This is a genomic window from Kitasatospora sp. NPDC101183 (genome assembly GCF_044767945.1).
Taxonomy (GTDB): Bacteria; Actinomycetota; Actinomycetes; order Streptomycetales; family Streptomycetaceae; genus Kitasatospora.
In genome coordinates this window covers 206,669-233,399 of sequence record NZ_JBIWOW010000008.1, presented here as the reverse complement: position 1 = coordinate 233,399, position 26,731 = coordinate 206,669, and the positions used below count along the sequence as shown (strand labels likewise).

22 protein-coding genes, 1 tRNA gene and 1 riboswitch are annotated in these 26,731 nt (G+C 74.0%); of the genes, 7 read left to right on the top strand and 16 right to left on the bottom strand.

Annotation, left to right across the window (positions count from 1 at the left end; genetic code table 11):
* Nucleotides 1-223 precede the first annotated feature (223 nt).
* The 6 genes from ACIRRS_RS13595 to ACIRRS_RS13570 all read right to left on the bottom strand — a co-directional run bounded on the left by ACIRRS_RS13595 (nt 224) and on the right by ACIRRS_RS13570 (nt 7,209).
* Complete coding sequence (locus ACIRRS_RS13595) at nt 224-553, bottom strand: hypothetical protein (RefSeq protein WP_402969364.1); 330 nt, start codon at nt 551-553, stop codon at nt 224-226.
* A gap of 438 nt (nt 554-991) precedes the next feature.
* Complete coding sequence (locus ACIRRS_RS13590) at nt 992-2,356, bottom strand: FAD-binding oxidoreductase (protein ID WP_402969361.1); 1,365 nt, start codon at nt 2,354-2,356, stop codon at nt 992-994.
* Between the two features lie 544 nt (nt 2,357-2,900).
* Nucleotides 2,901-4,109, bottom strand: a complete 1,209-nt coding sequence (locus tag ACIRRS_RS13585; protein ID WP_402969358.1) for an MFS transporter — start codon at nt 4,107-4,109, stop codon at nt 2,901-2,903.
* Between the two features lie 89 nt (nt 4,110-4,198).
* Complete coding sequence (locus ACIRRS_RS13580) at nt 4,199-5,026, bottom strand: MerR family transcriptional regulator (protein WP_402969355.1); 828 nt, start codon at nt 5,024-5,026, stop codon at nt 4,199-4,201.
* A gap of 127 nt (nt 5,027-5,153) precedes the next feature.
* Nucleotides 5,154-5,241, bottom strand: a tRNA-Ser gene (locus ACIRRS_RS13575).
* Between the two features lie 66 nt (nt 5,242-5,307).
* Nucleotides 5,308-7,209: a S1C family serine protease gene (locus tag ACIRRS_RS13570; RefSeq protein ID WP_402969353.1), complete on the bottom strand. Its 1,902-nt coding sequence runs from the start codon at nt 7,207-7,209 to the stop codon at nt 5,308-5,310.
* 233 nt (nt 7,210-7,442) lie between these two features.
* A riboswitch (TPP riboswitch) is annotated at nt 7,443-7,590 on the top strand.
* On the opposite strand from ACIRRS_RS13570, the gene ACIRRS_RS13565 reads away from it, so the two are divergent.
* From ACIRRS_RS13565 to ACIRRS_RS13550, 4 genes are all read left to right on the top strand, one after another.
* Nucleotides 7,583-8,983: a purine-cytosine permease family protein gene (locus tag ACIRRS_RS13565; RefSeq protein WP_402969350.1), complete on the top strand. Its 1,401-nt coding sequence runs from the start codon at nt 7,583-7,585 to the stop codon at nt 8,981-8,983. It overlaps the preceding riboswitch by 8 nt.
* 101 nt (nt 8,984-9,084) lie before the next feature.
* On the top strand, nt 9,085-9,909 hold the full coding sequence (locus tag ACIRRS_RS13560) for a glycerophosphodiester phosphodiesterase (protein ID WP_402969347.1): 825 nt from the start codon (nt 9,085-9,087) through the stop codon (nt 9,907-9,909).
* Nucleotides 9,910-10,085: 176 nt separating this feature from the next.
* Nucleotides 10,086-10,808 (top strand): ATP-binding protein, encoded by a 723-nt coding sequence (locus ACIRRS_RS13555; protein WP_402969344.1) that lies wholly within the window; start codon nt 10,086-10,088, stop codon nt 10,806-10,808.
* Nucleotides 10,809-10,946: 138 nt separating this feature from the next.
* Nucleotides 10,947-11,930, top strand: coding sequence for a DUF5926 family protein (locus ACIRRS_RS13550; protein ID WP_402969341.1), 984 nt, complete (start codon nt 10,947-10,949; stop codon nt 11,928-11,930).
* A gap of 197 nt (nt 11,931-12,127) precedes the next feature.
* Here ACIRRS_RS13550 and ACIRRS_RS13545 read toward each other — a convergent pair whose 3' ends face one another.
* Nucleotides 12,128-12,763, bottom strand: a complete 636-nt coding sequence (locus tag ACIRRS_RS13545) for a bifunctional DNA primase/polymerase (RefSeq protein WP_402969338.1) — start codon at nt 12,761-12,763, stop codon at nt 12,128-12,130.
* A gap of 609 nt (nt 12,764-13,372) precedes the next feature.
* On the opposite strand from ACIRRS_RS13545, the gene ACIRRS_RS13540 reads away from it, so the two are divergent.
* Both ACIRRS_RS13540 and ACIRRS_RS13535 read left to right on the top strand, forming a co-directional pair.
* On the top strand, nt 13,373-14,809 hold the full coding sequence (locus ACIRRS_RS13540; protein ID WP_402969335.1) for a PP2C family protein-serine/threonine phosphatase: 1,437 nt from the start codon (nt 13,373-13,375) through the stop codon (nt 14,807-14,809).
* Nucleotides 14,810-14,945: 136 nt separating this feature from the next.
* Entirely contained in the window at nt 14,946-16,436 is a 1,491-nt protein-coding gene (locus tag ACIRRS_RS13535) for an aminopeptidase P family protein (protein WP_402969332.1), read from the top strand.
* A 50-nt stretch (nt 16,437-16,486) separates the two neighbouring features.
* Here the strand turns inward: ACIRRS_RS13535 and ACIRRS_RS13530 are convergent, their stop codons facing one another.
* Both ACIRRS_RS13530 and ACIRRS_RS13525 read right to left on the bottom strand, forming a co-directional pair.
* Nucleotides 16,487-17,851, bottom strand: a complete 1,365-nt coding sequence (locus ACIRRS_RS13530) for a hypothetical protein (RefSeq protein WP_402969330.1) — start codon at nt 17,849-17,851, stop codon at nt 16,487-16,489.
* On the bottom strand, nt 17,848-18,534 hold the full coding sequence (locus tag ACIRRS_RS13525; RefSeq protein ID WP_402969327.1) for an RNA polymerase sigma factor: 687 nt from the start codon (nt 18,532-18,534) through the stop codon (nt 17,848-17,850). The genes ACIRRS_RS13530 and ACIRRS_RS13525 overlap by 4 nt, the downstream gene beginning before the upstream one ends.
* Before the next feature lie 238 nt (nt 18,535-18,772).
* Here ACIRRS_RS13525 and ACIRRS_RS13520 point away from each other — a divergent pair, with 238 nt between their 5' ends.
* Complete coding sequence (locus tag ACIRRS_RS13520; protein WP_402969324.1) at nt 18,773-19,855, top strand: helix-turn-helix domain-containing protein; 1,083 nt, start codon at nt 18,773-18,775, stop codon at nt 19,853-19,855.
* A gap of 40 nt (nt 19,856-19,895) precedes the next feature.
* On the opposite strand, the gene ACIRRS_RS13515 is transcribed toward ACIRRS_RS13520, so the two are convergent.
* From ACIRRS_RS13515 to ACIRRS_RS13485, 7 genes are all read right to left on the bottom strand, one after another.
* Entirely contained in the window at nt 19,896-20,672 is a 777-nt protein-coding gene (locus tag ACIRRS_RS13515; protein WP_402969321.1) for a MerR family transcriptional regulator, read from the bottom strand.
* Nucleotides 20,673-20,752: 80 nt separating this feature from the next.
* On the bottom strand, nt 20,753-21,973 hold the full coding sequence (locus ACIRRS_RS13510) for a hypothetical protein (RefSeq protein WP_402969318.1): 1,221 nt from the start codon (nt 21,971-21,973) through the stop codon (nt 20,753-20,755).
* Between the two features lie 127 nt (nt 21,974-22,100).
* Nucleotides 22,101-23,180 (bottom strand): LPXTG cell wall anchor domain-containing protein, encoded by a 1,080-nt coding sequence (locus tag ACIRRS_RS13505; RefSeq protein WP_402969315.1) that lies wholly within the window; start codon nt 23,178-23,180, stop codon nt 22,101-22,103.
* Nucleotides 23,181-23,583: 403 nt separating this feature from the next.
* Nucleotides 23,584-24,168: a flavodoxin family protein gene (locus ACIRRS_RS13500; protein WP_402969312.1), complete on the bottom strand. Its 585-nt coding sequence runs from the start codon at nt 24,166-24,168 to the stop codon at nt 23,584-23,586.
* A 137-nt stretch (nt 24,169-24,305) separates the two neighbouring features.
* The gene (locus tag ACIRRS_RS13495) at nt 24,306-25,190 is read right to left on the bottom strand and encodes an NAD(P)-dependent oxidoreductase (RefSeq protein ID WP_402969309.1); all 885 of its coding nucleotides are present in this window, start codon (nt 25,188-25,190) and stop codon (nt 24,306-24,308) included.
* A 64-nt stretch (nt 25,191-25,254) separates the two neighbouring features.
* Nucleotides 25,255-25,683 carry a hypothetical protein gene (locus ACIRRS_RS13490; RefSeq protein WP_402969308.1) on the bottom strand — a complete coding sequence of 143 codons (429 nt, stop codon included), beginning with the start codon at nt 25,681-25,683 and terminating at the stop codon, nt 25,255-25,257.
* Between the two features lie 155 nt (nt 25,684-25,838).
* Complete coding sequence (locus tag ACIRRS_RS13485; protein ID WP_402969688.1) at nt 25,839-26,399, bottom strand: heme-binding protein; 561 nt, start codon at nt 26,397-26,399, stop codon at nt 25,839-25,841.
* Nucleotides 26,400-26,731: the final 332 nt, after the last annotated feature.

Here is a 26,731-nt window from a genome sequence, read left to right as displayed (position 1 = left end):
CCACGAGGCCGGTTTTCGCGGCGACCCTTTCCGCTCGGCCGGTCATGCGCTCGTCGTCGTCCGTCGCGTCCATCGACTCCGTTCGTCGATGCCGTCCGTCCGACGCGTTCCGCGCCCGGGCGGTCGTGCCACCCGGAGACTGCTTCGAGCCCCTCCGCGGATGCTCAGCCCACCCGCGGTCTCCCACCTCCGGCGCCCCCGCCGTCGGTGGTGCCCTCGGCGGTCAGCGGAAGATCGGCGCGAAGATGACGTTGATGTTCTTGTTGCCCTGGCCGGCCAGGACGTTGCCCGAGTTGTCCTTCACCGCGACGGTGTTGTTCTGGTTCGACGCGCCGGCGCCGGTGGCCGTCTGCTGGGTGGAGACGTAGTTGCCGTCCAGCCCGCCGAAGACGTTGCCGGTGCCGACGTTGGACACCACGCCGGCGTTGGAACCGGCCGCGGCGCCCGCGCTGTTGTCGGCGGCGGCGGCACCGGCGCCCGCCAGCAGCAGGCCGGCCGCGAGGGGCGCGGCGAGCAGGAGCCCGGTCATCCGACGGGTGTGGATACGAGCCATGGGAAGCCTCCAAGAAGCTGCTTCATCGTGATTTCGTGATTTCGCGATTGTCGTGCAATTCCGAGCGTGATGTGCGGGGGTTCGCCGGCCAGACGAACACCTGCGGCTGCGACGCCGAGGGACAGACTTCCGCAACAAATCGACAAAGCACTAGCCACGGGGGCAGTTTTCGCCCGTTCGCGTGATATCCACCCCAGCGGTGAATAACGGCGACAGAACCGGACAGCGCGCCGACACACCGCCTACGAGCTGGGACTTCGCCCGAACGGCGGCCCCTTCGGGACCTCCCGGCGAGGGCGCCTCCGGGGTCGAGCGCACCGACGAGCGCACAACAGGGGCGCGGCTCGTCCGTAAATGCGCCCCCGAAAAGTTCGCTCACCCTTCCATGTCGACTTTCCGGCCATTCTTGGACGATCGGAAAATTAGGCGGAAGGAAAATCAGACCATCTTGCCCGGGTTCAGAATTCCCAGCGGGTCGAAGACCGCCTTCACCTGCCGCTGCAGGTCCAGCCCCACCGGGCCCAGCTCCCGCGCCAGCCAGTCCCGCTTGAGCAGCCCCACCCCGTGCTCCCCGGTGATCGTCCCGCCCAGCTCCAGGCCGAGCGCCATGATCTCGTCGAAGGAGAGCTGGGCCCGCGCCGTCTGCTCCTCGTCCGAGGCGTCGAAGATCACGATCGGGTGGGTGTTGCCGTCCCCGGCGTGGCTGACCACGCCGATGGTCAGCCCGTGCCGCTCGGCGATCGCCCCGACCCCGTTCAGCATCTCGGCCAGCCGCGAGCGCGGCACGGCCACGTCGTCGATCATCGTCGTCCCGAGCCGGTCCAGCGCGGGCAGCGCCAGGCGTCGGGCCTCCAGCAGCAGGTCCGACTCCGCCTGGTCCTCGGCCGGCACCACCTCCGTCGCCCCGGCCTCCCGGCACAGCCCCGCCGTCCGCGCCAGCTCCGCCACCCGGTCCGGCCCGTCGAAGGCCACCAGCAGCAGCGCCCGCGTCGACTCCGGCAGGCCCATCCGCCCCAGCTCGTTGACGGCCCGCACGGTGGTCGCGTCCATCAGCTCCATCAACGACGGGGTCAGGCCCCGCGCCATCACCTCGCACACCGCCGCGCCCGCGGCGTCCGCGCTCGGGAACTCCGCCGCCAGCGCCAACTGCGGGGCGGGCGCGGGCCGCAGCGCCAGCACCGCGCGGACGACGACGCCCAGGGTGCCCTCCGAACCGACGAACAGCCGGGTCAGGTCGTACCCGGCCACGCCCTTGGCCGTGCGGCGGCCGGTGGACAGCAGGCGGCCGTCCGCCAGCACCACGTCCAGGCCGAGCACGTACTCGCTGGTCACCCCGTACTTCACGCAGCAGAGCCCGCCCGCGCCCGTACCGATGTTGCCGCCGATCGTGCAGGACTCCCAGCTCGACGGGTCCGGCGGGTACGCCAGGCCCGACTTCGCGGCGGCCCGCGAGAGTTCGGCGTTCACCACGCCCGGCTCGACCACGGCGATCCGGTTCACCGGGTCCAGCTCCAGGATCCGGTTCATCTTCACCATCGACAGCACCACGCACCCGTCGACGGCGTTCGCCGCCCCCGAGAGCCCCGTGCGGGCGCCCTGCGGCACCACCGGCACCCGCAGCTCCGTCGCCGTCCGCAGCACGTGCTGGACCTGCTCCACCGTCTCCGGGAACACCACCACCGCGGGCTCCCCGGCCGCACAGAACCCGGCCATGTCCCGCCGGTACGCGGCCGTCACGTCCGGATCCACCACCACGGCCCCACCCGGCAGCCCGAGCCCCAGCCGCTCCACCAGCTCACCCATCGCCGCCTCCGCTCCACCGCCCACCCCTACACCCCGGCACTCTGCCCCCACCCCCAACCCCGGGCAAGTGCACGTGCCGGGCACCGCGGCGAGCGCGCACGGCGGCGGCGCCCCGCCCCTGGGCAACCGGTCGGCTCCGCCCGACGGACGCGGGCGGAGCCGACGCAACGAGCACGACGGCGACCCCACACCCAACAAGGCCGGACCCGCCCCCACCCCACCCCGGTCCTGCCCCGGGGCCGGGGTGGGGTGGGGTGGGACCAGGGCCGAGGCGGGGCCGAGGTCGGACTGGGTGAGGCCGGGCCGCCACCGCCGCCGAAGGCGGGCGAGGCGGGGCGGGGCGAGGCAGTGCGGAGCCGCGGGAGCAGAGGGGCGCGGGCAGCCGTCCCCCGGCGACGGGCGGAGCCGGACGGGCATCGAAGCCGCGCCGCCCCGCAGCAGCTCGGCGGGCACGGCGGTGCTCCCGCCCGGCGCCCCGAGGCCGATTCCCCGGGCTGCCTTTCGCCTGCTCCACCGCGCCCCACCCGGCGCCATCCGGGCCATGTCACCCCCGCATCAGCACAGTTGACCCTCGCAGCGAGCCCGCCGCCGCAAGAGCCGCAGCCGAGGTGGCCAAGGCGCAGACGAGCGTGGGCACTTGGGGCCCGCAAGCATCCGCGAGGGCCCCCAGTACCGGATTGGCGAGAATCAGCGCCGTGCTCTGCACCAGCGTCAACAGCCCCTGCACGCGCGAGAGATGGGAATCCGCAGCACTGCCGAGGACAAGGGGCCCGAGGTGCGAGGCGAAGAGCCCCGACCCGAGCCCGATCAGCACGGCCGCCCCCGTAGCCGTCGCCGCACCCGGCGCGAGGGCCAGCAGGGCCGTCCCGGCCGAGGCGACAGCGAGGCCCGCCGTCGCCCCGAGTCCGGGGCGGGACAGCCCGCCGCGCCAGGCGACCAGGCCCGCCACCGCCAGCATCCCCGCCGCCTGGGCGCCGCCGAGGAGGCCGGCCGTGCCCGCGCTCCACCCCCGGGTGCGGGCCAGCAGCGGGCCGAGCAGCGAGACCACGGGCAGCAGCCCCCCGGCCGCCGCCCCGGTGAGCAGCAGCGCCGCCCGCAGCAGCCGGTCCCGCAGGGCGAGGCGGAGGGCGCCGGCCGCCGCCCGCAGCAGCCCGGTCGGGGCGCCCGCGGCGGGCCGCCCGCCCGCCGCCGGCCGTACGCGCAGCACGACCAGCAGGACGACCCCGAAGCTCGCCGCGTCCGCCAGGGCAGTACCGGCGAGTCCGCCGGAGGCGACCAGCAGCCCGCCGAGCGGCGCCCCGAGCAGCACCGATACCTGGCCGCCCGCCTGCCTCAACGCCAGTGCCCTGGGCAGGAGTTCGGCCGGTACGAGCCGCCGCGGCATCGAGCCGCTCGCCGGGAGGTGGAACGCGTCGACCGCCCCGATCACGGCCCCCGAGGCGACGAGCAGCCACAGCGGCGTGCCGAGGCGGACGGCCGCGACCGCGAGGAGCAGCGTGGCGGCCAGCATCACCGCGTCCCCGGCGAGCAGCACCGGCCGGGCGCCGTACCGGTCCGCCACCGCCCCGCCGAACAGCACCAGCAGCGTCCGCGGCACGGTGATCGCCGTCAGCACCAGGCCGGCCGCCCCTCCCCCGTACCCGGAGGCGGCCCAGCCGAGGGCGAAGTACAGCGCGGCGTCGCCCAGCAGCCCGGTCTGGACCCCGGCGAGCCAGAGCAGGTACGGGCGGGGCAGGGAGGGAACGGTGGTCACGCCGGGCGACGCTAGGGCCCTCGACCCGGTCGAGGGCAAGCACGCCGCCCGGCGCCACCCGCCGGAAGCCGCCCGTCAGAAGCGGCCCGTCAGGCGCGGACCACCGGCTCCTGCAGCTCGACGACCCACTTGGACGTGTCCTCCGGCGTCTCCAGGTACCGCTCCCGCGCGTACCCCGCCGAGCGGTAGCCGGCCGCCTCGATGAAGCGGGCCAGCGCCTGGAAGCTGCCCACCGAGTCGTCCATGGAGCCGTGGTGGACGATCGTCGCCGCCTGCTCGATCGGCGGCAGGTCGAGGACGTCGAACCCGTACGGCCCCGGCTTCACCGAGGGCCCGACCTGCAGGCAGACCCGGACCAGCACCGAGCCGTCCCCGTTGGGCACGTCCTCGTAGCGGGCGACGGACGGGCCGGTCTCCTCGATCCCGGCCTCGGCGACCCGGCGGCACAGCTCCTCGAACAGCGGGCCGACCACCAGGTCGACGTCCTTCGGCTCGTAACTCGCGGCCACACCCGCCAGTTGGGCCACCCGCACCGACGGCACCGGCTTCACGACCACATCGTGCTCGGACATGTTCCCCTCGCTCTCGATCGTCCGGAGCCTCGCCTCCACCCGGCCCAGCCGCTGCTCGTCCGCCGCGATGGCGGCGGCGAGTTCGGCCTTCCGGAGCCGCAACATGCCGCGCAGCTCGGCCGCGTCCACCTGCTCGTCGAGCACGGCGCGGACCTGCTGCAGCGTGAAGCCGAGCTCCTTGAGCGCGATCACCCGGTTCAGCCGGGCGAGTTGGGCGGCCTCGTACGAGCGGTACCCGCTCGCGGGGTCGACCCGCGCGGGCCGCAGCAGGCCGATCGCGTCGTAGTGGCGCAGCATCCGCACCGACACCCGGCCGTGGTTGGCGAAGTCTCCGATGTTCAACATGATGCCTCCACTCCACCGCCTGCCACGGTGTCAGGGTCAACCCCGGCCCACGACCGGCCCACGCAAACACCGAGGGCGGGTGCCGAGCCTCTCGGCACCCGCCCTGAGCAGGTGGTTCTCCAACCAGCGGAGAGCGTGGGATTCGAACCCACGGTGACGGGTCACGCCACGACAGTTTTCAAGACTGTTCCCTTAGGCCGCTCGGGCAGCTCTCCAGGCGGAGGTCAGCCTAACGGGTCCGGCGGGGTTCGGTGCACACCGTTTCACCGGGGGTACGGGGGTCAGGCGTCGCCCTCGCGGGTGCCGAGGGTGACCTTGGTGTTGAAGGGCTGACCGTTGCGGGTGTACTCGACGTCGACGGTCTCGCCGGGCTTGTGGGTCCAGATCCGGCTGACCAGCGCGGGGCCGTTCTCGATCGGGGCGCCGCCGAGCTTGGTGATGACGTCGCCGGGCTTGAGGCCGGCCTTGTCGGCCGCGCCGCCGGGGGTGACGGCGGGCTGGCCCTGGATGTCGCGGGTCTGGATCTGCGCGCCGTCGCCCTTGTAGTCGTCGTTGCGCAGCACGTCGAGCTTGGCGTAGACCGGCTTGCCGGTCTTGATCAGCGTCTCGGCGACCCACTTGGCCTGGTTGATCGGGATGGCGAAGCCGAGGCCGATGCTGCCGGCCCGGCCGTTGGCGGAGGCGTTGGACTGGATCGCCGAGTTGATGCCCATCACCGCGCCGCTCGCGTCGAGCAGCGGGCCGCCGGAGTTGCCGGGGTTGATGGAGGCGTCGGTCTGCAGGGCGTTCATGTACGAGGCCTGCGAGCCGGTCTCGTCGCCGGAGGCGACCGGGCGGTCCTTGGCGCTGACGATGCCGCTGGTGACGGTGGACTCCAGGCCGTACGGCGCACCGATGGCGATGGTGGTGTCGCCGACGTTGACCTTGTCGGAGTCGGCCAGCGGGAGCGGGGTCAGCTTGCCCTTCGGCGGGTTGTCGATCTTGACGACGGCGACGTCGTAGCCGGAGGCGTTGCCCAGCACCGAGGCGTTGTAGGTGGTGCCGTCCGCGAACTTGACGGTCAGCTTGCCGCCGGAGCCCTGGAGGGTCGGCGCGACCACGTGGTTGTTGGTGAGGATGTGGCCCTCGGTGTCGAAGACGAAGCCGGTGCCGGTGCCGGACTCGCCGTTGCCCACGGCCTTGATGGTGACGACGCTGGGCAGCGCCTTCTGCGCGATCCCGGCGATCGAGCCGGCGGCGGGCTCGTTCTTCTGGGTGTTGCCCGCCTGGATGGTGGTGCTGCGGTGGTCGTTCGCGGAGCTGCTCGCACTGTCGTCGTGCCGGGCGACGGTCACGCCGAGCGCGCCGCCGGCCACACCGGCGACCAGGGCGACGGCGGCGATCAGGGCCACCAGGCCGCCGCGCTTCTTCCCGGGACCGGACGGCCCGGACGGACCGTTCGGGCCGCCGGGGTACTCGGCCGGGTAGCCGAGCGGGCCCTGCGGGCCGCCGGGGTGACCCGCGCCGCCGTGGGTGGCGTCGGGGCCGGGGCCCCAGCCGCCGAGCGGCTGGCCTGCGCCGAACGGGTGGTGCCCGTGCGCGGCCGGCGCGACGGGGGCGGCGGGCGCGACGCCGTACGGCTCCTGCGCTCCGGCGGCCGGGACGCCGTGGGTCGGGGTGGCGTACGGGTTGCCGACCGGCGGCAGCGCCGGGGCGGGCACGGGTGCGGGCGGCACGGCCGGCGGGGGCGCATCGAGGTACCCGGTGACCGGGTCGACGGCGGGCGCCTCTGCCACAGGAGCGGCGAGGGGAGCGGGCTCGGCCACGGGCGCCTCCGGCGCCGGGACCTTGGTGAAGGCCACGGTGGGCTTGTGCCCGCCGTCCGCCGGGACGGATTCCTCGGCGGCCGGGTCCGGCACGCGACTGAACACCATCGTCGCGTTGTGCCCGCCGTCCGCCGGAGCACCGTCCTCGGGCACAACGGCCTCAACGGCCTCAACGGCCTCAGCGGCGTCGGCGGCCTCAGCGGCTCCGGCCACCGGCTCGGCCGCGTCGGCCGCCGGGTCCGGGACGCGGCTGAAGGCCATGGTCGGCTTGTGCCCGCCCTGAGCAGGGGCGTCGGGAGCGGCACCGTCCGCTCCCAGACCGCCCGAGGGCTGCTCCCCCTGCGACCCGGTGGGCCCAACCTCGCGCTCGGTGCTCACGGACGACCTCCATAGCTGACAGAACCAAGGACCATAGTTTTTCGTACGGCCGATTCGATCGCCGTAAGGACCTCACTGAAGAACTCATAAGAATCCTTAACCGGCGCCGACCTGCAAGGACGGAGGACCGACGGCCGGAGGTTCCCCCACCCCCGCCGGACCCGCCCACCATGCGGACCGCGCACCCCCTGGCCTTGGCGTTCACCCCCCTGCCGGTTAGCCTGTCGCTCCACGAACTGACACGCGGGAGCTTGGACCCACCAGGCTGAGAGTGCGCATGTCGACCGTACGCCACGGCACCGTCGGCGAACCGTCGAGGGGGCGCTGACCGCCGGAACCTGTCCGGGTAATGCCGGCGTAGGGAGTATCGGCCATGCCGCCCGCTTCGTCATCCTCTTCTTCCGACGCGCCCGCGTCCAAGGAATTCCCCTCCGCGACGGACGTCCTGGAGCGCGACGGGCGCCAGGAGGCCCCGCTCGTCCTCGACACCGAGCCGCCGCGCACCCTGCGCTTCCGGGACCACTTCGCGCTCTGGATGAACCTGGGCGTCAGCCTGATCGGCTTCTCCACCGCCGCCACCGTGCTCGGCACCAAGGGCAGCGAGATGTCGCTGGCCGCCGCCGTGACGGCGATCGTCGTCGGCACGGCCGTCGGCACCGCGATGCTCGGCGTGGCCTCGCTGATCGGCGCCCGCACCGGCGCGCCCGCGATGGCCAACCTGCGCGGCCTGTTCGGCACCCGGCTGTCCTACCTGCCGACGGTGCTGAACATCGTCCAGTGCGTCGGCTGGGGCGTGTTCGAGCTGCTGACCATCGCGGCGAGCGCGCAGACCGTCGCCCACACCACCGACTACCGCTGGCTGTTCGTGCTGCTCGCGGGCGCGCTGACCACCGCGCTGACGATCTGGCCGCTGGGCTCGATCGCCGTGCTGCGCCGCTTCGTCGCCGGGGCCGTCGCGGTGGCGATGGTCTACTTCACCGTCCAGCTGGGCCGCCAGGGCGTGCCGGACCCGGGCGCGGGCAACTGGCACGGCTTCCTCGGCGCGACGGACGCGATGATCGCGGTGTCGATCTCCTTCGTCCCGCTGGCCGCCGACTACACCCGGCACTCGCGCACCCCGCGCTCGGCGTTCTGGGGCAGCTTCTCCGGCTACACGATCGCCCAGGTCTGGTGCTACGTCCTCGGCCTGATGGCGCTGCTCCAGTCGGACGGGGACCCGAACCGGATCTTCGACTCCTTCCTCGGCGTCTGGGCCGGCTGGCTGTTCCTGCTGGTGCTGGTGCTGCGCGAGACCGACCAGTCCTTCGCCAACGTGTACTCCACCGCGATGTCCGTGCAGAACCTGCTGCCGAAGGTGGACCGCCGGGTGCTCAGCGGCCTGATCGGCGTGCTGATCACCGTGCTGGCGCTGCGGATCGACCGCTTCACCGACACCTACAGCAACTTCCTCGGCCTGATCGGCTCGGTGTTCGTGCCGCTGCTCGCGGTGCTGGCGGTGGACTACTTCTTCGGCGCCGGACGCAACGGCTGGAACCTCTCCGCCGACGCGCCCTCGCGCTGGCTGATGCTGCTGCCGTGGCTGCTGGGCTTCGCCGTCTACCAGTTCATCGCGCCGACCCAGGTCGCCGACTGGTGGACGGACTTCTGGACCTCGGCCCAGGAGGCCCTCCACTTCACCCCGCAGGAGTGGACCTCCGCCTCGCTGGCCGCCTTCCTGCTGCCGGCCCTGGTGACCTGGGCGCTCACCCCGCTCACCCGCCGCGCCCGCGCCTGAAGGCGCCCTGAGGCCTCCTGAGGCCTCAGGAGGCGAAGACGGCTCCCCGGATTGGGACCGTCTTCGCCTCCGCTTCACCTCGGCCGCCTATCGTTAGCGCCGTGACCAGCCAAAACCTGCCCCCGGCACAGGCGCGCCCGGCGCCGCCCGTCCAGGTGATCGCCCACCGCGGTTCCTCCCACGCCCTGCCCGAGCACACCCTCGCGGCCTACCGGCGCGCGCTCGACGAAGGCGCCGACGCGGTCGAGTGCGACGTCCGGGTCACCGCCGACGGCGAACTGGTGTGCGTGCACGACCGCCGGATCGGCCGCGTCTCCAACGGCCGGGGCACCGTCTCCGCGATGACGCTCGCCGAGCTGGAGGCGTACGACTTCGGCGCCTGGAAGACCGGCCGCCCCAGCATCGACCCCGAGGTGCGCGGCGTGCTGCGCCTGGAGCGCCTGCTGGAGCTGGTCGTGGACTGCGGCCGCCCGGTGGACCTGGCGATCGAGACCAAGCACCCGGTGCGCTTCCGCGGCCGGGTGGAGGCCGAGCTGCTGCGGATGCTGGAGCGGTTCAAGATCGGTGCCGTCCAGGAGGGCGGCCGCCCGTCCGCCCGGATCATGAGCTTCTCCTCCATCGCGCTGGACCGTGTCGCCGCCGCCGCGCCCGACTACCGCCGGGTCTTCCTGATCGAGCGGATGCTGCCGCTGCTGGGCCGGCTGCGCGAGGGCCGTCCGCTGCCCGGCGGGGCGCGGATCGCCGGGCCCGGCCTCGAGCTGATCAAGGCCAGGCCGAACCTGGTGCCGCGCCTGCGGGAGCTGGGGCACGAGGTGCACGTCTGGACGGTGGACGAGATGGCCGACGTCGACCTGTGCCTGGAGCTCGGGGTGTCGGCGATCATCACCAACCGCCCGGCGGAGGTTCTGGCGCACCTCGGCCGCTGACACTCCGGCGGCACCGGGGCTGCTCCGGGGCGGCACTGCGGCCGCACTCCGACCGCGCCGGAGCGGCACTCCCGCGACACTCCTCCACTTCCTGAGCGTTCTCTTCGGCAATCAAACCTTCCGAGCCGGTTATTGCCGGAATTCTTGCGCGCCGGGCGACGGAGGGTGAGCGGGGAATGACCTCTCGTTCACCGTTCGTCGCAGCACTCGAAATGGACTCGCGGGATCGCGGAGGAGTCGTTTCCGACGCATTACCAAGGGGCATCTCTCCCTCGGCAAACGCTGAAGGAGGTCCGGGGGTGGCGTTGATGGTGGCGCGCGAAGTGCCGACTTCATCGACCATGGCGGTGCCGCACGGCCCAGCGAGTGTCGGGGTCGCACGGCGCCGGCTGCGTCGAGATCTAGGCGATCGACAGATACCGGAACCGGTCATCGACGATGCCGTTCTGATCCTTTCCGAGCTCTTGAGCAATGCGTGTCGGTACGCCCGTCCGCTCGGCCCGCTCCCGGCCCTGGGCCGGGGCGCCCGGGCCGAGGTGGTGGACCAGGTGCTGGTCGGCGTCCCCTCGGGGACGCACCCGGCGCCGGGCGGCCGGGAGCACCAGGAGAACGGCGAGGAGCGCCGGGGCGAGCCCGACGGCGGGGTGCTGGTGCGCTGGCAGATGCACGCCGACGGCGTGCTCACGCTGGAGGTCACCGACGGCGGCGCGACCACCCGGCCGCTGCCCGCCAGCCCCTCGCTGACCTCGCGCGGAGGCCGCGGCCTGAGCATCGTCGACCAGCTGGCAAGCGACTGGGGCGTGCGCGACGCGCCCGGCGAGGTGACGGTCTGGGCCGCGCTGCCGGCCCGCGCCCGGCACGCCCGGCGCACCCCCGAGGGGGACGCGCGCAGCGCGTGAGCGGGTCGCCGACAGGGCGTGCGCCGCGAGGTGCGCGCCCCCTCGGGCGCCGGTCCCGCTCGGGTGCGTTCCCGTGCGCCCCGAAGACGTCAGTAGGCTCTCCCGGAGCAGAACCACCGTCCCCGGGAGAGCCGCACCATGGGCAAGAAGGCCGCCAAGAAGGCGCCGCAGCGTCAGTCCACCACCACCGTCACGGGCGAGATCCCCGTGGTCGGGGCCCGCGAGGCCTGCCCCTGCGGCTCGGGCCGCCGGTACAAGGCGTGCCACGGCCGGGAGGCCTCGCACGCCGTCCAGGAGCTGGTGCACCGCCCGTTCGAGGGCCTGCCGGGCGAGGCCGACTGGGTCGCGCTGCGCGAGCTGGTGCCCGCCGCCACCGTGCCGCTGACCCTCGCCGCCGGCGTGGCCGAGGGCGCCACCGGTGACGTCCCGTCGGTGACCCTGGCGACGGTGCTCCCGCTGGCCTGGCCGGCGCTGCGCCGCCAGGACGGCTCGATCCTGCTCGGCCTGCAGACCCAGTCCTCCTCCGGCGACCTCAGCCGCGACCTCGCGGACGCCCTGGAGCTGGCCCTGACCACCGAGCCGGGCACCCCCGTCCCCGCCCGCCGGACCGTCCCGGGCGGCCGCCGCCTGCAGGACCTGCTGGACGCCTCCGCCGCCTTCGAGCCAGTCGTCCACACCGGCTTCGAGTTCTGGCTGGAGGACGCCGAGACGGCCACCGGCGAGGTCGCCGCCTCCCTGGAGCGCGCCAACGCCTCGGCCATCCCGACCGAGAAGCTCGGCAGCGTCGACTCCGCCTACTGGTGCGGCACCCCGGACAAGAACCACCTGCGCTGGGTGATGACCGTCCCCGAGGAGGAACTGCTCGACGCGCTGGCCCGGCTGAACGCCGCCGACGAGGCCTCCCTCGGCGCCGACACCCGCCTGGTCGGCTCGTTCCGCGCGCACGGACTGACCGTCCCGGTGTGGGACCTCCCGCTCGCGATGACCGCCGCCGACTGCGAGAAGCCGGCCGCCGAGTTCGCCGAGCGCCTCGCCGCCGCGCTGGCCGCCCCGGCCCCGCTGACGGCCGAGGAGCGGCGCGCGCGGGCGAACCTGGTGAACCGTCAGGTCACCCTGAACTAAAGCGCGCGGGATCGGGGTGATACGCGTCACATTGTCGCGCGGGAAGCGCAATTTCCGGGCGTGGAGGGCGTCTTGGAAATTGGCGCGGGCGCCGATCCTTGTTACTGTCTAAAGAGTCCGGCCGCTGGTGCATCCCCCGTCGCCAGCGGCCGGATCTTTTGTTTTTCCGGAACGGCCCCACCGGTGCCGCCGCGTGTTCAGTACGCCGAGCGCCCGCTGTCCAACCTGGCCGTCGCCTCCACCAACTCGCCCAGCAGCGGCCCGACCTGCGGCAGCCACACGCCGCCGCCCGCCACCACCCTCGGCGCCAGCACCCAGCGCACCCTCCCGGCCCCGCCCCCGGGCGGCAGCGGCAGGAAGCCGCCCTGCCCGTGGTAGCGCAACGAGCTGGGCACCCACGGGAGTTGGGCGAGCATCTCGCCGAGCGAGTCCAGCGAGTACGGGGCCACCAGCAGCGCGTAGCGGCCCGGCATCGCCAGCACCGGGCCGAGCGGCAGCCGCAGCGCGCCCAGGTAGACCAGCGCCCGCGCCCCGGCCGCCGCCGGCAGGCTGACCGCCGAGACCGCCGCGCCCGTGGCGGCCAGCACCGGCGCGTCCGGGCTCTGCCGCTCCCACCACCAGCGCACCATCCGGGCGTCCGTGGTGGCCGCGAGCAGCGAGGGGTCGTCCGGGTGCGCGCCGGGGACGGCGCAGTCCGGGTCGCCGCAGGAACAGCGCCCCCCGCGCAGCACCGTGCCCGGCACCACGGGCCAGCGGTGGTCGACGGCCACCGTCAGGGCCGCGGCCAGCCGGGCGGAGCTCTCGTCGGACCGGCCCTTCGGGTTCTCACGCATCGCGCTCGTTCCTTTCCCTGACCGCTCGGTTCGCCCCGCCGGCACTCCCGGGAGTCGTCGCGGACCCGTGGCACGGCCCCGGAGACGTACGGCGGGGGCGGTTCGGCACGGCGGGCGGCGCGGCTACGCGTGGAGCACGGGGCGGGGCACGACTTGAGAGGGGCCGCGCACTGGAACAGCCCTTGGAACGAGAATCCCGTATGCGCCCGGATGGACGCCGCCCGGGCGCGCTTGGTTCCACCGTACGAGTGAGAGACTTCCGGCCGACCCGGCGGACGGGCGGCGCGGACATACGATCCGGACGGCCACCCGGACCGTCCCTGCGGTTCTGCCCGTGACCGGCTCGCTCCATGCCTCGCGGCCCGACCGGCGTGCACACGAACCGTGCACGCCCCCCGCGCAGGTCACGATCCCGTGGAACCGGCCATCCGCCTCGTCCCGGATCTGGACATGCCCCGAATGGCCTGTGTAGAAGTGGTGGCATTGCTGTCGATCAATGACGAGTAGTAGCGAATCGAGGCGAAACGCGCCCTAAGGCCGTGCTCGCTCCACATTGGCCTTGTCTTGGGGGTTTCGCATGGCACGTAGCACCGCGTCAGGAGTGACGGCATGAACGACTCCCAGCCGTCGACGACGCCCCCCGAGCCGGTCGAGCCGATCGGCGCGGGCGGGCTCACCGTCCTCGACCCGCCGCCGGGCTTCCCCGGCCCCGCCGACGCCCCAGGCGACGAGGCGGACGACCGCACGGCGCAGTCCGCGGCGGTGCAGGACCGTTTGGCCGGACGCCTGTCCGATATCACCAGCCTGCACCGGCACACCGAGCGGCTCGCCCGCGCCCGCGGCACCGCCGCCACCCTGGACGCCGTCCTCGGCTCCGTCGCCGCACTGCTCGGCGCCCACCGCGGCGTCCTCGTGACCCGGATGCCCGGCGGCGGACCCGGCCAGCCCGTCGGCCTCGGCCTGGACCGCGCCAGCCTCGGCGCGCTGGAGACCGTACCGACCGAGCAGAGCCTGCTCGCCCGGCTGCTGCGCGAGCGGGACCGGCCCGAGCGGCTCTACTCCCCCGACCTCGCCGAGGACCCGACCACCGGCGACCGGCTGCGCGAGCTCGCCGTCCACCTCGGCCTCGGCGGCTGCTACGGCCTGCCGCTCGCCACCGAGGAGGAGGGCCCGCTCGCCGCCGCCGTCTGGTTCTGGGACGGCCCCGCCGAGCCCGACGAGTGCCGGCGCGAGATGGCCCGGCTCTACTGCGAGTTCGCCGCCCCCCTGCTGGCCAAGCAGTTGGAGGCGGACCGCACCCGCCGCACCACCGAGGCGCTGCGCCGGGGCCTGCTGCCCGACCACCTCCCGCAGGCCGACGGGCTGCGCCTGGCCGCCCGGATCGTCCCGGCCGGCCTGGACCGCTCCAGCGGCAGCGACTGGTACGACGCCATCCCCCTGCCGGACGGCACGGTCGGCCTCACCGTCGGCTCCGTCTCCGGGGACGGCCCCGGCGCGGGCCCCGGCTCCGCGCCCGGCGCCGCCGCCGCGATGGGCCGCGTCCGGGCGGCGCTGCGGGCGTACGCGGTGCTGGAGGGCGAGGACCCGGTCTCCGTCCTGGGGGACCTGGAGCTGCTGCTCAAGACCACCGAGCCGACCCGCACCGCCACCGCCGTCTACGCCTGGATCGAGCCCGCCGAGCGGCGGATCACCCTCGCCGGGGCCGGGCACTGCCCGCCGATCCTGGTCGGCCGGACGGGCGCCGAGTTCGTCGAGACCTCGCTCTCCGCCCCGCTCGGCATGCTGGCCTGCTGGGAGGCGCCCGGCGTCGAGCTCACCGCCGAGCGCGGGGACACCCTGCTGCTCTACACCGAGGGCCTGGCCCGCCGCTGCGGCCCGACCCTGCACGCCGGGCAGTCCAACCTGCGCCGGGCCGCCGCCGACGCCCCGCGCGACGTGCGGATCGACCCGGCCCGGCTCTGCGCCCACCTGCTGGCCGTCTGCCCCGCCCCCGAGGCGGCCCCGGCCACCGACGACCTGATGCTGCTCGCGGCCCGCTTCGAATAGCTTCGAACAGATCGACAGGGTTCGAACAAACGGGTGGCCGCGCGTCCGTACCATGGGGACGCACGGCCGCCCGCGCGTGTCGCGATCCGACACCTCCCCCGAGGGCGGCGGTACCACCCCCAAGGAGGCGTTGTACGTGACCGAGGACCGCACCCCCGCGCTGGCCGAGAACCCCGAGGCCGACGAGGAGCCGAAGCACCAGGGCCGCAAGAACGGCCTCTACGGCGACATCTCGGACGAGCTGTCCGCCTCGATGCAGTCCGGCTGGGCCGACACCGAGCTGCACGGCCTCGCCCCGGTCGCCCAGGCCCCGTACGCCGCCGAGCGCCGCGCGAAGCTCTCCGCCGCCTTCCCCGGCGAGCGCCTCGTCGTCCCCGCTGGCAACCTGCGGGTCCGCTCCAACGACTGCGACTTCGCCTTCCGCGCCGCCAGCGAGTACGTGCACCTCACCGGCGACCAGACCGAGGACGCGGTGCTCGTCGCCGAGCCGACCGGCGACAGCGGCCACGAGTTCGCCCTCTACCTGCTGCCCCGCTCCAACCGCGAGAACGGCGAGTTCTGGCTCGACGGCCACGGCGAGCTCTGGGTCGGCCGCCGGCACAGCCTCGCCGAGCAGGAGCAGCTGCTCGGCCTGCCCGCCCGCGACGTCCGCCGGGCCGCCGAGGAGCTGACCGCCCTCACCGCCGACTCCGCCGTGCCGACCCGCCTGGTGCGCGGCTACGACGCCGGCCTGGAGGCCGCGCTCGCCGAGGCCCTGGACGAGGACAGGGACGCCGGGTTCAAGGAGTTCCTGAGCGGCCTGCGCCTGGTCAAGGACGAGTGGGAGGTCGGCGAGCTGCGCGCCGCCTGCGACGCCACCGTCAAGGGCTTCACCGACGTCGTCCGCGAGCTCGGCCAGGCCGTCGCCACCTCCGAGCGCTGGATCGAGGGCACCTTCTGGCGCCGCGCCCGCGTCGAGGGCAACGACGTCGGCTACGGCACCATCGCCGCCGCCGGCCCGCACGCCACCACCCTGCACTGGGTCCGCAACGACGGCGACGTGCGCCCCGGCGAGCTGCTGCTGCTCGACGCCGGCGTGGAGACCCACACCCTCTACACCGCCGACGTCACCCGCACCCTGCCGATCGACGGCCGCTTCTCCGCACTGCAGCGCACGATCTACGAGGCCGTGTACGACGCCCAGGAGGCCGGCATCGCGGCCGTGAAGCCGGGCGCCCGCTTCCGCGACTTCCACGAGGCCTCCCAGCGCGTCCTCGCCGAGCGCCTGCTCGCCTGGGGCCTGCTGGACGCCTCGGTGTACGACGTCGAGAAGGTCCTGGAGCTGGGCCTCCAGCGCCGCTGGACCCTCCACGGCACCGGCCACATGCTCGGCCTGGACGTCCACGACTGTGCCCACTCCCGCCGCGAGGAGCACGTCGACGCCCTGCTGGTGCCCGGCATGGTCCTCACCGTCGAACCCGGCCTGTACTTCCAGCAGGACGACCTGACGGTGCCCGAGGAGTACCGCGGCATCGGCGTCCGCATCGAGGACGACATCCTCGTCACCGCCGACGGCAACGAGAACCTCTCCGCCGGGCTGCCGCGCCGCGCCGAGGACGTCGAGGCGTGGATGGCCTCGCTGGCCTGACCCGCGTGACGAAGGCCCGGCTCCCTGGAGCCGGGCCTTCGCCGTACGCGCTACTTGGCGACGACCTGGACGTTGACGAGGGTGTCGCCGGGCACGGTGTAGCTCCCGGCGTCGGGGACGGGAACGGCCAGGGTCACGTTCACCGGCAGGGTGCCCGCGCCGTCCTCCGGGGCCAGCTTCAGCCGGTAGTTGATCGTGACGCTCTGCCCGGGTGCGAGGTCGACCGGCGCGTTGAGGGTCAGATCGGTGCCGGCGGTGAGGCCGAGCGCGTCCACGGTCTTCCAGGTCGTGCCGTCCTGGTGGTCCACGGTGCCCTTGGGCATCCGGCCGGACGGCGAGCCCGGGTAGTTGCGGATGCTGACGACGGCCCTGGCCCCGGTGACCTTCTTGCTGCCGGTGTTCTTGAAGGTCGCGGTGAACTCCACGGGCGTGCCGTCGTTCGTCACCTGCTGGCCGGACTTGAGGCCGGCCAGCGTCACGTTGACGGTGTTCGAGTACGGCGCGGGGTGGCCGCTGACGTCGAGGCTGTCGACGATCGCCTGGAGGTCGTCCTGGTAGTCGGCCTTGAGGCCGATCGCCGAGACGAAGACCTGGTCCTTGGGCAGCGCCCATATCTGCGACTTGAAGACCACCCCGCCGCAACTCGCCTGCCACTGCGACTTGCGCGCGGCGCGGCCGGAGACGGTGGGCGTGCTCTTCACGGGGGCGGAACCGTAGTTCAGCTCGTCGCCGACGGGCGAGTGCGGATTTCCCCAGATGGGGCAGTAGGGCTGGTGACCGTAGCCGCCGGAGACGTCGAGGTCGGCGGTCGACGGCCAGGACATCGACTCCGTGTCGAAGACCGTCAGGTCCACCCCGTACGGCTGGCAGTCCCCGAACTTGGCGCCCTGCGGCGCTCCCGGGCTCATGAGGCAGAGGTGGTACGAATCGACCCCCTCCGTCACCGCCCGCCAGCCCGCCGGGATGCTCAGCTTCACGCCCCGGAAGGTGTACGGCGTCGCCGGGTCGCCGCTCGGGGTCGGGTCGGCCGCCGGGACCTCCGTCGCGGGGTCGGCGGCCGGGGTCTCGGTGGCCGGGGGCGACGGGGCGGCCGGGGTGGGGGTGGGGGCCGTCGGTGACGGGGTGGTGGAGGCGGTGGCGGCCGGGGGCGGGGTGATGTGGTCGGCGACCGGGCTGCCCTTGAGGGTGACCACGCCGATCGCCGCGGCGGCGGCCAGGCCGAGCAGGGGCACGGTGACCATGTAGACCGGGCGCAGTCGGCGGACCCGGTTCCTGGGGGGAGAGGCCGGGCGCAGGTCGTGGGCGGTGATCAGGGACGTCCGGGCGTTCATCGCCTCGCGGAGAAGCCGTTCGGTCGGGGTCTCGGCCGGCCCGTCGCCGTCGCCACCGCTGCGGCGGGGGAGTTTGTCGGTCATCGAACCTTCTCCAGGTGCTTTTCCAAGGCGTCCAGCGCCCGGCTGGCGGTGGACTTCACGGCACCCCGGGACAGCCCCAGGGTCTCGGCTATCTGGGCCTCCGACATGTCGGACCAGTAGCGCAGCACCAGCACCTCACGCTGGCGGGAGGTCAACTCCTGCAGGGCGACGAGGACCCGGCGGTGCTCGTCGTTGAGGACGGCGTGGTCCTCGGCGGAGGGGGCGTCGGCCTCGTGCGGGGGAACGTACTCACGGGCGGTCCTGCGGCGGCGCAGCATCGAGCGGGCGCCGTTGACCACCGAGGTGCGCAGGTAGCCGAGCGCGTTGTCGAGGTCGTCCAGTTCCTCGCCGTGGCGCTGGTAGAGCTGGGTGAACGCCTCCTGCACCACGTCCTCGGCGAGGTCCTGGTGGTCGACGAGGAGGACGGCCATGCGGACGAGGCCGAGCCGGTGGGCGTGGTACAGGTCGGTCAGGGTCGGCCGGTCCTCGGCGGGCTTGCGGCCGCCGCGCAGCAGGCGGAAGCCGGAGCGGCGCTGGGCCGCGAGCCGGTCGGTGCTCGGGGTCCCGTCGAGCGCGTCGGGCGCGTCGGCCTCCTGTGCGCCGAAGAGCGCGGCGACCATCCCGCGCACGGAGAAACCGCGCCCCCACCCCGGCGTGGTGATCGGCCCGATGGCCATGGACATGTGTGCTTCCGCTTTCCCCCGGGACGGTGACGGCGCGGTGCGCCGGCCCGTCAGAACCCTTGATCGAGAAGTGATCGGCGAGATCCTCGCAGCCGCCACCGGCCCGCGTTCCTTCGCCCCCCTACTGATGGACGTGCGGGGGGCGTGGAGGTTGCAGGCGGGTTCGAGGAAAGTTCCGGGGTGGCCGCGAGGGCTACACTCGCCGGGATTCCGCCACCCGTGAGCAGGGGGTTTGCCCGTGGCCGAGACAACCGAGACAGCCGAACCGGCCGAGCGGCGCGGCGCGGCGGCCGTCACCCGGCCCCGGCCGGTGGCCGTCACCATCGGGCGGCGCCCCGAGCCCGTGCACGATGTCGCGGTGTACGCCTTCGAGGGCATGGCGCCGTTCGAACTCGGCGTGGTGGTCGAGGTGTTCGGGCTCGCGCGGCCCGAGCTGGGCGGGCTGCTGGCGGCGCCCTGGTACGGGCTGAAGGTGTGCGCCGACCGGCCGGGTACGGAGCTGGACGCGGTGGGCGGCTTCGCGCTGACGGCCCGGCACGGGCTGGACGACCTCGCGGCGGCGGACACCGTGGTGGTGCCGGGGGTGCGCAACGCGTTCAGCGGGGAAGTCTCACCCGAACTGGTGAAGGCGCTGCGGACGGCGCACGAGCGGGGCGCGCGGATCGTGTCGATCTGCTCGGGCGCCTTCGCGCTGGCCGCCGCCGGGCTGCTGGACGGCAAGGAGGCGACCACCCACTGGCGCTACGCCGAGCTGCTCCAGCAGCGCCACCCGTCCGTGCGGGTCAACCCCGACGTGCTGTACGTGGACGGCGGCGACGTGCTGACCAGCGCGGGCAGCGCCGCCGGGATCGACCTGTGCCTGCACCTGGTGCGGCGGGACCACGGCGCCAAGGTCGCCAACAGCGTGGCCCGGCGGTTCGTGGTGCCGCCCCACCGGGACGGCGGGCAGGCGCAGTTCATCGAGGCGGCCGTGCCCGCGGTGGAGCCGGAGGACGACGGGATCGCCCGCAGCATGCAGTGGGCTCTGGACCACCTGGCCGACCCGCTGACCATCCCGCAGCTGGCCTCGGCCGCCCGCATGTCCGACCGTTCGTACCTGCGGCACTTCACCGCCCGCAACGGCACCAGCCCGATGCGCTGGGTCGTCACCCAGCGCATCGCGGCCAGCCTGCCGCTGCTGGAGTCCCCGGAGGGGACGGTGGAGGAGGTCGCCGCGGCGGTCGGCTTCGAGAGCGCCGCGACCTTCCGCCACCACTTCGGCCGGGTGATGCGCACCTCCCCGACCGCCTACCGGCGCTCCTTCGGACGCGGCGTGGCGTAGCGGTGGGGCGTGGTGTAGCGGTGGGGCGGGGCGTGAACGCTCAGGACCGCTCGCGCCGGTCCGCGTTGGCGAGGATGGCGTCGTGCAGCCACTGCGCCAGGCCCGGCGCGAGGTCCTCGTACGTCTTCGTCCACCGCGGGTCCGACACGTACAGGCCCGCCAGGCCGCGGTGGATGGTGAACGTGCAGTCGTAGAAGTTGCGGCAGATGTGCTGCCGGTGCTCCTCGGCGAGGTCGGCGGCCGGGCCGCCGTCGGCCGGTTCACCGGTGGTGACGGCCGCCGCCAGGCGGGTGTTCAGCTCCGTCATCTCGGCCTGGACGCGCTGCCAGTCCGCCTTGCCGTAACCGCCCGTGCGGCGCTGGGACTCGGCCCAGGCCTCGGTGTTCCCCCAGCGCTGTTCGGCCTCCTGCTCCCAGCTCTCCTGGTAGCCCTCGCCGAAGATCTCGAACTTCTCCTCCGGGGTCAGCTGAATGCCCATCCTGCGTGCCTCCATGGCGTGTTCGACGGCTGTGGCGAGCTCCTGGAGGTGTCCGATCCGGTCGGTCAGCAGCCTGTGCTGGCGCCGGAGGTGTTCGGTCGGGCTGACCGAGTGGTCGTCCAGGATCGCCGCGATCTCCTCCAGGGGGAAGCCGAGTTCGCGGTAGAAGAGGATCTGCTGCAGCCGGTCGAGGTCGGTGTCCACGTACCGGCGGTAGCCGGCCCGGGTGCGGCCCGCGGGGGACAGCAGACCGATCTCGTCGTAGTGGTGCAGCGTGCGGACGGTCACCTTGGCGATCTTCGCCACGGCGCCGACCGAGTGGCCCTCGTCGCCGCTCATCGGGGTTGCTCCCTTCGTCGCTGGCTCCACCCTCCGGCCTCCCGCAACGTGAGGGTCAAGCCGGAGACGCCCGGAGGGGCCTACGCGTCGACGAGGACGCGCTCGCGCCGACGGGAGCTGCGGCGCGGCCCCTCGCGCTGCGCCGGCGGGCGGGGGCGGCGGGTGCGCTGGGCGGGCCAGAACAGCACGTACGCCGCCGAGACGACCACGAAGGCGAGCCGGACGAGGCCCCGGGCCGCGTCGGAGGGCAGGAGCAGCGTGCCTCCGTACAGCGCGGCCAGCGCTATCCAGCTCCACCACGGGACGAGGCGCTTCTGCCCGATCGCGTCCCAGAGCAGGGTGCCGAGCAGGATGGAGGCGGTGTAGTACGTGTAGACGCTCGGGTCGAGCAGGATGCGGGCGTCCGCGCCGAGCAGCACCACGGCCGGCCAGCGGCCGCGCCACACGGCGAAGCAGCCGAGGCCGAGGCCGAGCGCGAACTGGGCCGGGCGGTCCCACCAGGGGGTGGAGGGGTCCGTCACGCCGAACCAGCGCAGCGCGGAGGCGGGCTGGTTGGGGATGGTGAACTTGGCGGCGGCCATGGTGTCCAGGTTGCCCAGGTAGAACGGCAGCCAGGCGACGGCCACCAGGGCGCAGAACCAGAGCGCCGCGCGCAGCCAGGTCCGCCGGGGCAGGGCCAGGATCAGCGGGGCGAAGGCGATCGCCCAGGGCTTGGAGTCCACCGCCAGCGCGAGGAACACGGCGACCTGGACGGGCTTGCCTCGGGCGAGCGCGTGCGCGGCGAGGGTGGTGAAGAACAGCGCGAGGACGTCGTCCAGGTGCGCGAAGCGCACGGAGACCTCGACCCACATGGGGATGAACGCCAGCCCGGCGATCAGCAGGCGCTGCTGGAGGCGGCGGTGGTTGGTGCCGGTGCCGAGGTAGTGCACGGCGGCGGTGCGGCCGATCAGGACGAGCATCACCAGGCCGAGCCCGGCGCTGACCGCCTCGGCGAGCAGTTGGCCGGTGTGCGGGGAGAACGGGGCGGTGAGCCGGGCGGCGGCCAGGCTGACCGGGCCGATCTGCAGCTCGGGGTGGTGCGCGTAGAGGGAGAGGCCGCCGTCGGGCTGGCCGGAGAAGAGCAGCTGCTCGCCCTGGCGCAGGTAGTGCCAGGAGAAGCCGCCGCTGGGCTCGACCAGGAAGAACCACAGGACCGTCCAGGCGACCAGCAGGACGTGGTGCCTGCGCAGCGGCAGACCCGCGATGCGCCCGGTCGCCGCCTCGTAGTCGGTGGTGGTCCGTGCCGTGCGTGCTCCCCGCACCAATACCTCTCCCCGCCGATCCGCCCCCCTCCGGCCGGACATCCTATGTGACCGCGGAGAACGGTCCGTGTCGTCCGGGAGCACCGTTTTTGTTACACGGTGCTCCCGGACGCGGGCCCTACGGGGATCAGCCCTGCTGGGCGGCCTTGCGGCGGCGCAGCACCACGAGGGTGCCGGCACCGGCGAGCAGGACGGCGCCACCGGCGGCGGCGATCGCCGTGGTGTTGTCCCCGCCACCGGTCTGGGCCAGGGCCTTGTCGCTGTTGTCGGCCTTGGACTTCGCCTTGGCGACGGCGTCGGCGGGCAGCTTCGGCGGGGTGATGACCGGGGGCTCGACCGGGAAGTCGATCGGGCCGCCCGCGTCACCGGTGGTGCTCGCGCCCGGGGCCGGGGTGGTCGCCGGGGAGGTGGGCGTCTGCGAGGCGCTCTGGGTCGGGGTGGGGGAGGCCGTCTCGGTGGGGGTCGAGGTGGCGCTCCCGGTCGGCTTCGGCGACCCGGTCTGCGACGGGGTCGGGCTGGGCTTGCCGGAGTGGGTGGGGGTCGGGCTCGGCTTGCCGCCGCCACCGCCGCCCTGGGCCTTGATGACGAACCGGGAGCCGCCCTCGAAGGTCATGTCGCCGTTGTCGATCGGCATGTGGGTCTCGTCGTCGAGCTGCGCCGAGTAGGAGACGGGGACGACGCCGGCCTTGCCCAGCGGGGCGTCCTCGGTGAAGGTCGTCCGGATGTCGATCTTCAGGGTCCGGCCGCGGTTCAGGCCGAGCAGGGCGTCGGGCAGGGGGTTGCCGTCGGTGCCGAGCCCGCCGAGCAGGAAGAGGACGGAGTCCTTCTTGGCGCCGCTCTTGTCGGGGGCGACGACGGCCGTGCGCCAGTCCTCGCCCGGCAGCTGGTACTCGACCTTGAGGTCGGTCGGCTGGAGCTCGCCGGCCCGGCTCTTGAACTTGAGCAGCGGGAAGAGCACGAAGTCGTGCGCGGACTTGTTCGAGACCACGTAGGTGAACATCCGGCCGCCGCCACCGGCGATGAAGGAGCCGGGAACGCCGTCCAGGGAGACGTCCAGCTTCGCGGCGGCCGACTTGTCGGTCTGCGGAGCGGCGGCGGACGGGCTGGAGGTGGTACCGACGGCCATGGCGCCCTGGGCGCCGGCCAGCACGAGCGAGGACGCGAGCGCGACGGCGCCGGCCAGGGCGAAACTGCGACGTATGGACAAGGAAGACCTCACGGAAGTGTCCGGGCGAGGCCCGGGCGCGGGAGGGTGGCCCGACAGGCGCTGCGCCCCCCGCGAAGCTTGAAGTTCGAGGAGAGTACCGAACGATCCGGCCACTGAGGAAGGCGGGTGTCCTGCTGCGGCCCGTTCGCGGGTCGAGGGTGCCCGATACGTCCAACTCCGTGCCGAGACAAGGCCTTTGCACCGCGGCGAAGATGGCCGCCGGGTGACGGGTACACGTCCGGACGACGGTACCCCAGGAGGGCGGGTGGCCGAAAGCGATCGGTGGGTGTCCCGATTGCTCCCGGCCACCGGCCGACGTCAGGCTGTGAAGGGCCTCAGACCGTGAAGGGCGTCAAGCCGTGAAGGGCGTCAGGCCGTGAAGGACGTCAGACCGTGAAGGGCGTCAGGCCGCGAAGAAGGACTTGGCCTCGACCAGCGCCCGCTCGTCGCCCTCCACGTCCCCCGGGCGGCTCCCGTTGCCGAGCAGCACGCCGCCGAAGCGCATGTCCATGTACGCGGCCGTCAGCCGGAGCGTGCCGATCAGCGGCTCGGCCTTCTCCGGCACGCCGGCCAGGACGGTGACGCCCCACAGGGTGCGGCCGGCCATCCGGGGAAGGAAGTCCACCCCGGGCACCCGCATCCAGCCCGACCAGTGGTCGAGGTAGAGCTTGGCGCTGCTGGGCAGCGCGTACCAGTACACCGGCGCGACGAAGACCAGGTCGGTCGCGGCCAGGGTGGCGTCCAGCAGCGTACGGGCGTGGCCGGTGGGCTCGGCGTAGACGCCGTCCCCGTCGTGGCGGCGGTCCTCGAAGGGCGGCAGCGGGTGCTCGTCCAGGCGCAGCCAGCGCTGCTCGGCCCCTGCGGGCAGGCTCGCCTCGGCGGCCAGCCGGGCGAGGCGCCGGGTGTTGCCCTCCTCGCGGGAGCTGGCGTCGAGGAACAGGAAGCTGCGCGGCGCCCCGGAATCGGTGGCGGTCGGCTGGTCGGTCATCGGGACTCCCCCGGTCTCGTGGAACTGACGGGGGTGCGAGCAGGCTCCGCGCGCCGCTTATTCCGCGTGTTGCGCGGTGTTGCGGGAGCGTGTCGGCCGCCGGGCCGGCGCGTGCCGGTCCGGCGGCCCGGCGGGTGTCAGTCGGGCAGCCCGGCGCGGCGGCGGGCGACCTCCGCGACGGCGGCCCAGTCCTTGTCCCCGTCCCCGTGCGCCAGCGCGTCCAGGAAGGCGTCGCGCAGGACGCTGCCGAACGGGAGCGGGACGGTCGAGGCGGCGCCGGCGTCGAGGGCGAGGCCGACGTCCTTGAGCCCGAGCGGCAGCCGGAACCCGGCCGGCTCGTAGCGGCGCTCGGCGACCATCGGGCCGTAGCCGCCGTAGACCGGCCCGGGGAAGAGGGTGCCGGTGAGCAGCTCGACGAGGTCAGTGGGCCGCACGCCGTTGGCCTCGGCCAGGGCGCAGGCCTCGGCCATCGACTCGATCGCGCAGGCCAGCAGGAAGTTGACGCTGATCTTGGCGGTGTTGGCCTGGCCCGGCCGGTCGCCGAAGCGCCAGGTGCGCTGCCCCATCGCGGCGAACAGCGGCTCGGCACGCTCCAGCAGGGCGGGCTCCCCCGCGGCGAGGATGTTCAGCTGACCGGCGGCGGCCACCGGGGGCCGTCCGAGGACGGGCGCGGCCACGTACCCGATGCCGTGCTCGGCGTGCCGGGCCTCGGCGCGCTCGGCGAGGGCCAGCGAGACGGTGGCCGTGTTGACGTGCAGGGTGGCCGAGGCGCCCGCCAGGAGTTCGGGGTCGAGCAGCAGGCGCTCGAAGGCCGTGTCGTCGGCGAGCATCGACACGACGGTGTCGGCGGCGAAGACCTCGGCGATCGTGCCGGCCGCCTCGGCGCCCCGGGCGACCAGTTCGGCCACCGGCTCGGGCGAGCGGTTCCACACCCGTACGGCGTGGCCGGCCCGCAGCAGGCTGCCCGCCATGCCCCGGCCCATCGCGCCCAGCCCCACGAATCCGATCAGCTGCCCGCTCATCCGCGCGTTCCCTCCGCCTGCGTACGGTTCCGGGCCGACTGTACGTCAGGCGGGTGGCCCGCGATCAGGCGACGGCGCGGGCGGGCGTCCAGGTGCGGTCGGTGGCGGCGGCGCCGCGCTCCAGCTGGGTCACCACGCGGTGGCGCAGCAGCTCGTACTGGGCCTGGAGCCGGCCGGGGCGGGCCGGGCGGGCGACGGGGCGGCCGGGGCCGACCAGCTCGTCCGGCCCGAACTGCTCGCGGGTGAGGTCGATCTCGACGCCGGTGGCGAAGCGGTTCCACCAGTGGAGGTCCGTCCGGACCCCGCCGACGTGCACCTCGCCCATCATCAGCTCGCCGCCGAGCAGGTCGTGCAGCACCATCGCCGTGACGCCGCACTGGCCGCGGGCGGGGTTGTCGGGACGCCAGTGGGCCAGGTCCTCGGGCGCACAGGTGTCGACGTCCCAGGAGGAGCGGATCGCGCGTTCGATGTCGTTGAGGGTCCACGCCGTCATACCGGGAAGCCTGCCACGCGGTACCGACAACGACACCGGCTTTTCGAAGGGTCACCCGCTGTTCTGCGGCGACCCTCCCGGCGTTCACCCGAACGAGTGGGGGCGCTCCTCGGCCCGCCCCGGGTGCGCGGAGCGGGCCGACGGGAGCGGGTGCGTCACTTGCCGAGGGCCGCCGCACCGGCCTGGGCGAACTGCTCGTCCAGGTCGCCGCTCGGGGCGCCCGCGACGCCGATGCCCGCGACCGGGGCGCCCTTCGACTGCACCGGGGCGCCGCCGGCCAGGAACAGCGTGCCCGGGATGTCCTTCAGGTTCGGGGCCTGGGCCAGGCGCTTGGACAGCTCCGAGGTCGGGGCGTTCCAGGAGACGGCGGTGAACGCCTTGCGCTGGGCCGACTCGGCGGCCTGCGGGCCGGCGCCGTCGCCCTTGAGCAGGACGCGGACGACGCCGTCCCGGTCGACCACGGCGACGGCGACGTGCTGGCCGGCCTTGTTCGCCGCGTCCAGGGTCGCCTGGGCGGCGCGGGTGGCGGCGTCGATGTTCAGGCCGGTGGTCTGGGCCAGGTTCTTGTTCTGGACGTCGATCTTGACGGCGGCCGGCGCGGCCGGGGTGTCGGTGGTCTCGGCGCTGGCCGAGACGGCGCCCAGGGTGCCGGCGGCGAGCGCGGCGGCGGCGACGGTGCCGGTCAGCACGCGGGTGCGGACGGAGGTGTTCTTCAGCGGGTTCTTCACGGGGTGCTCCTCGGCGGATCGGCGCGGTCGGCGCGGTCGGCATGGGTGGGACGGGGTTCGGGGCCGGGCGGCGGGGGGACCGCCCGGCTCTGCTTCGATCCTCCGGCCGGGTGCGGGCCCCGGGCATCGACGGTCCGGCGCGACCCCGCGGGCGGGACGGTCGACACACCCGTCAACCGATCGGCTGATGCGCGCCCGGGCCGTCCGGGCCACCATCGAGGGATCGGCGCCGGTCGGAGCGCCGCCCCGCCCGTCAGCCGAACCGCCCGCCGGCCGCGCGGCCCCTCCGCCGTACGGCCCGCCCGCCGAGCAGCCCGTCC

Excerpts from the sequence above, each read along its gene's own strand:
- ACIRRS_RS13595 (WP_402969364.1), bottom strand. The coding sequence starts at position 553 with ATGGCTCGTATCCACACCCGTCGGATGACCGGGCTCCTGCTCGCCGCG.
- ACIRRS_RS13590 (WP_402969361.1), bottom strand. The coding sequence starts at position 2,356 with ATGGGTGAGCTGGTGGAGCGGCTGGGGCTCGGGCTGCCGGGTGGGGCC.
- ACIRRS_RS13580 (WP_402969355.1), bottom strand. The coding sequence starts at position 5,026 with ATGTTGAACATCGGAGACTTCGCCAACCACGGCCGGGTGTCGGTGCGG.
- ACIRRS_RS13565 (WP_402969350.1), top strand. The coding sequence starts at position 7,583 with ATGCCGCCCGCTTCGTCATCCTCTTCTTCCGACGCGCCCGCGTCCAAG.
- ACIRRS_RS13555 (WP_402969344.1), top strand. The coding sequence starts at position 10,086 with ATGACCTCTCGTTCACCGTTCGTCGCAGCACTCGAAATGGACTCGCGG.
- ACIRRS_RS13550 (WP_402969341.1), top strand. The coding sequence starts at position 10,947 with ATGGGCAAGAAGGCCGCCAAGAAGGCGCCGCAGCGTCAGTCCACCACC.
- ACIRRS_RS13545 (WP_402969338.1), bottom strand. The coding sequence starts at position 12,763 with ATGCGTGAGAACCCGAAGGGCCGGTCCGACGAGAGCTCCGCCCGGCTG.
- ACIRRS_RS13540 (WP_402969335.1), top strand. The coding sequence starts at position 13,373 with ATGAACGACTCCCAGCCGTCGACGACGCCCCCCGAGCCGGTCGAGCCG.
- ACIRRS_RS13530 (WP_402969330.1), bottom strand. The coding sequence starts at position 17,851 with ATGACCGACAAACTCCCCCGCCGCAGCGGTGGCGACGGCGACGGGCCG.
- ACIRRS_RS13525 (WP_402969327.1), bottom strand. The coding sequence starts at position 18,534 with ATGTCCATGGCCATCGGGCCGATCACCACGCCGGGGTGGGGGCGCGGT.
- ACIRRS_RS13515 (WP_402969321.1), bottom strand. The coding sequence starts at position 20,672 with ATGAGCGGCGACGAGGGCCACTCGGTCGGCGCCGTGGCGAAGATCGCC.
- ACIRRS_RS13500 (WP_402969312.1), bottom strand. The coding sequence starts at position 24,168 with ATGACCGACCAGCCGACCGCCACCGATTCCGGGGCGCCGCGCAGCTTC.
- ACIRRS_RS13495 (WP_402969309.1), bottom strand. The coding sequence starts at position 25,190 with ATGAGCGGGCAGCTGATCGGATTCGTGGGGCTGGGCGCGATGGGCCGG.
- ACIRRS_RS13490 (WP_402969308.1), bottom strand. The coding sequence starts at position 25,683 with ATGACGGCGTGGACCCTCAACGACATCGAACGCGCGATCCGCTCCTCC.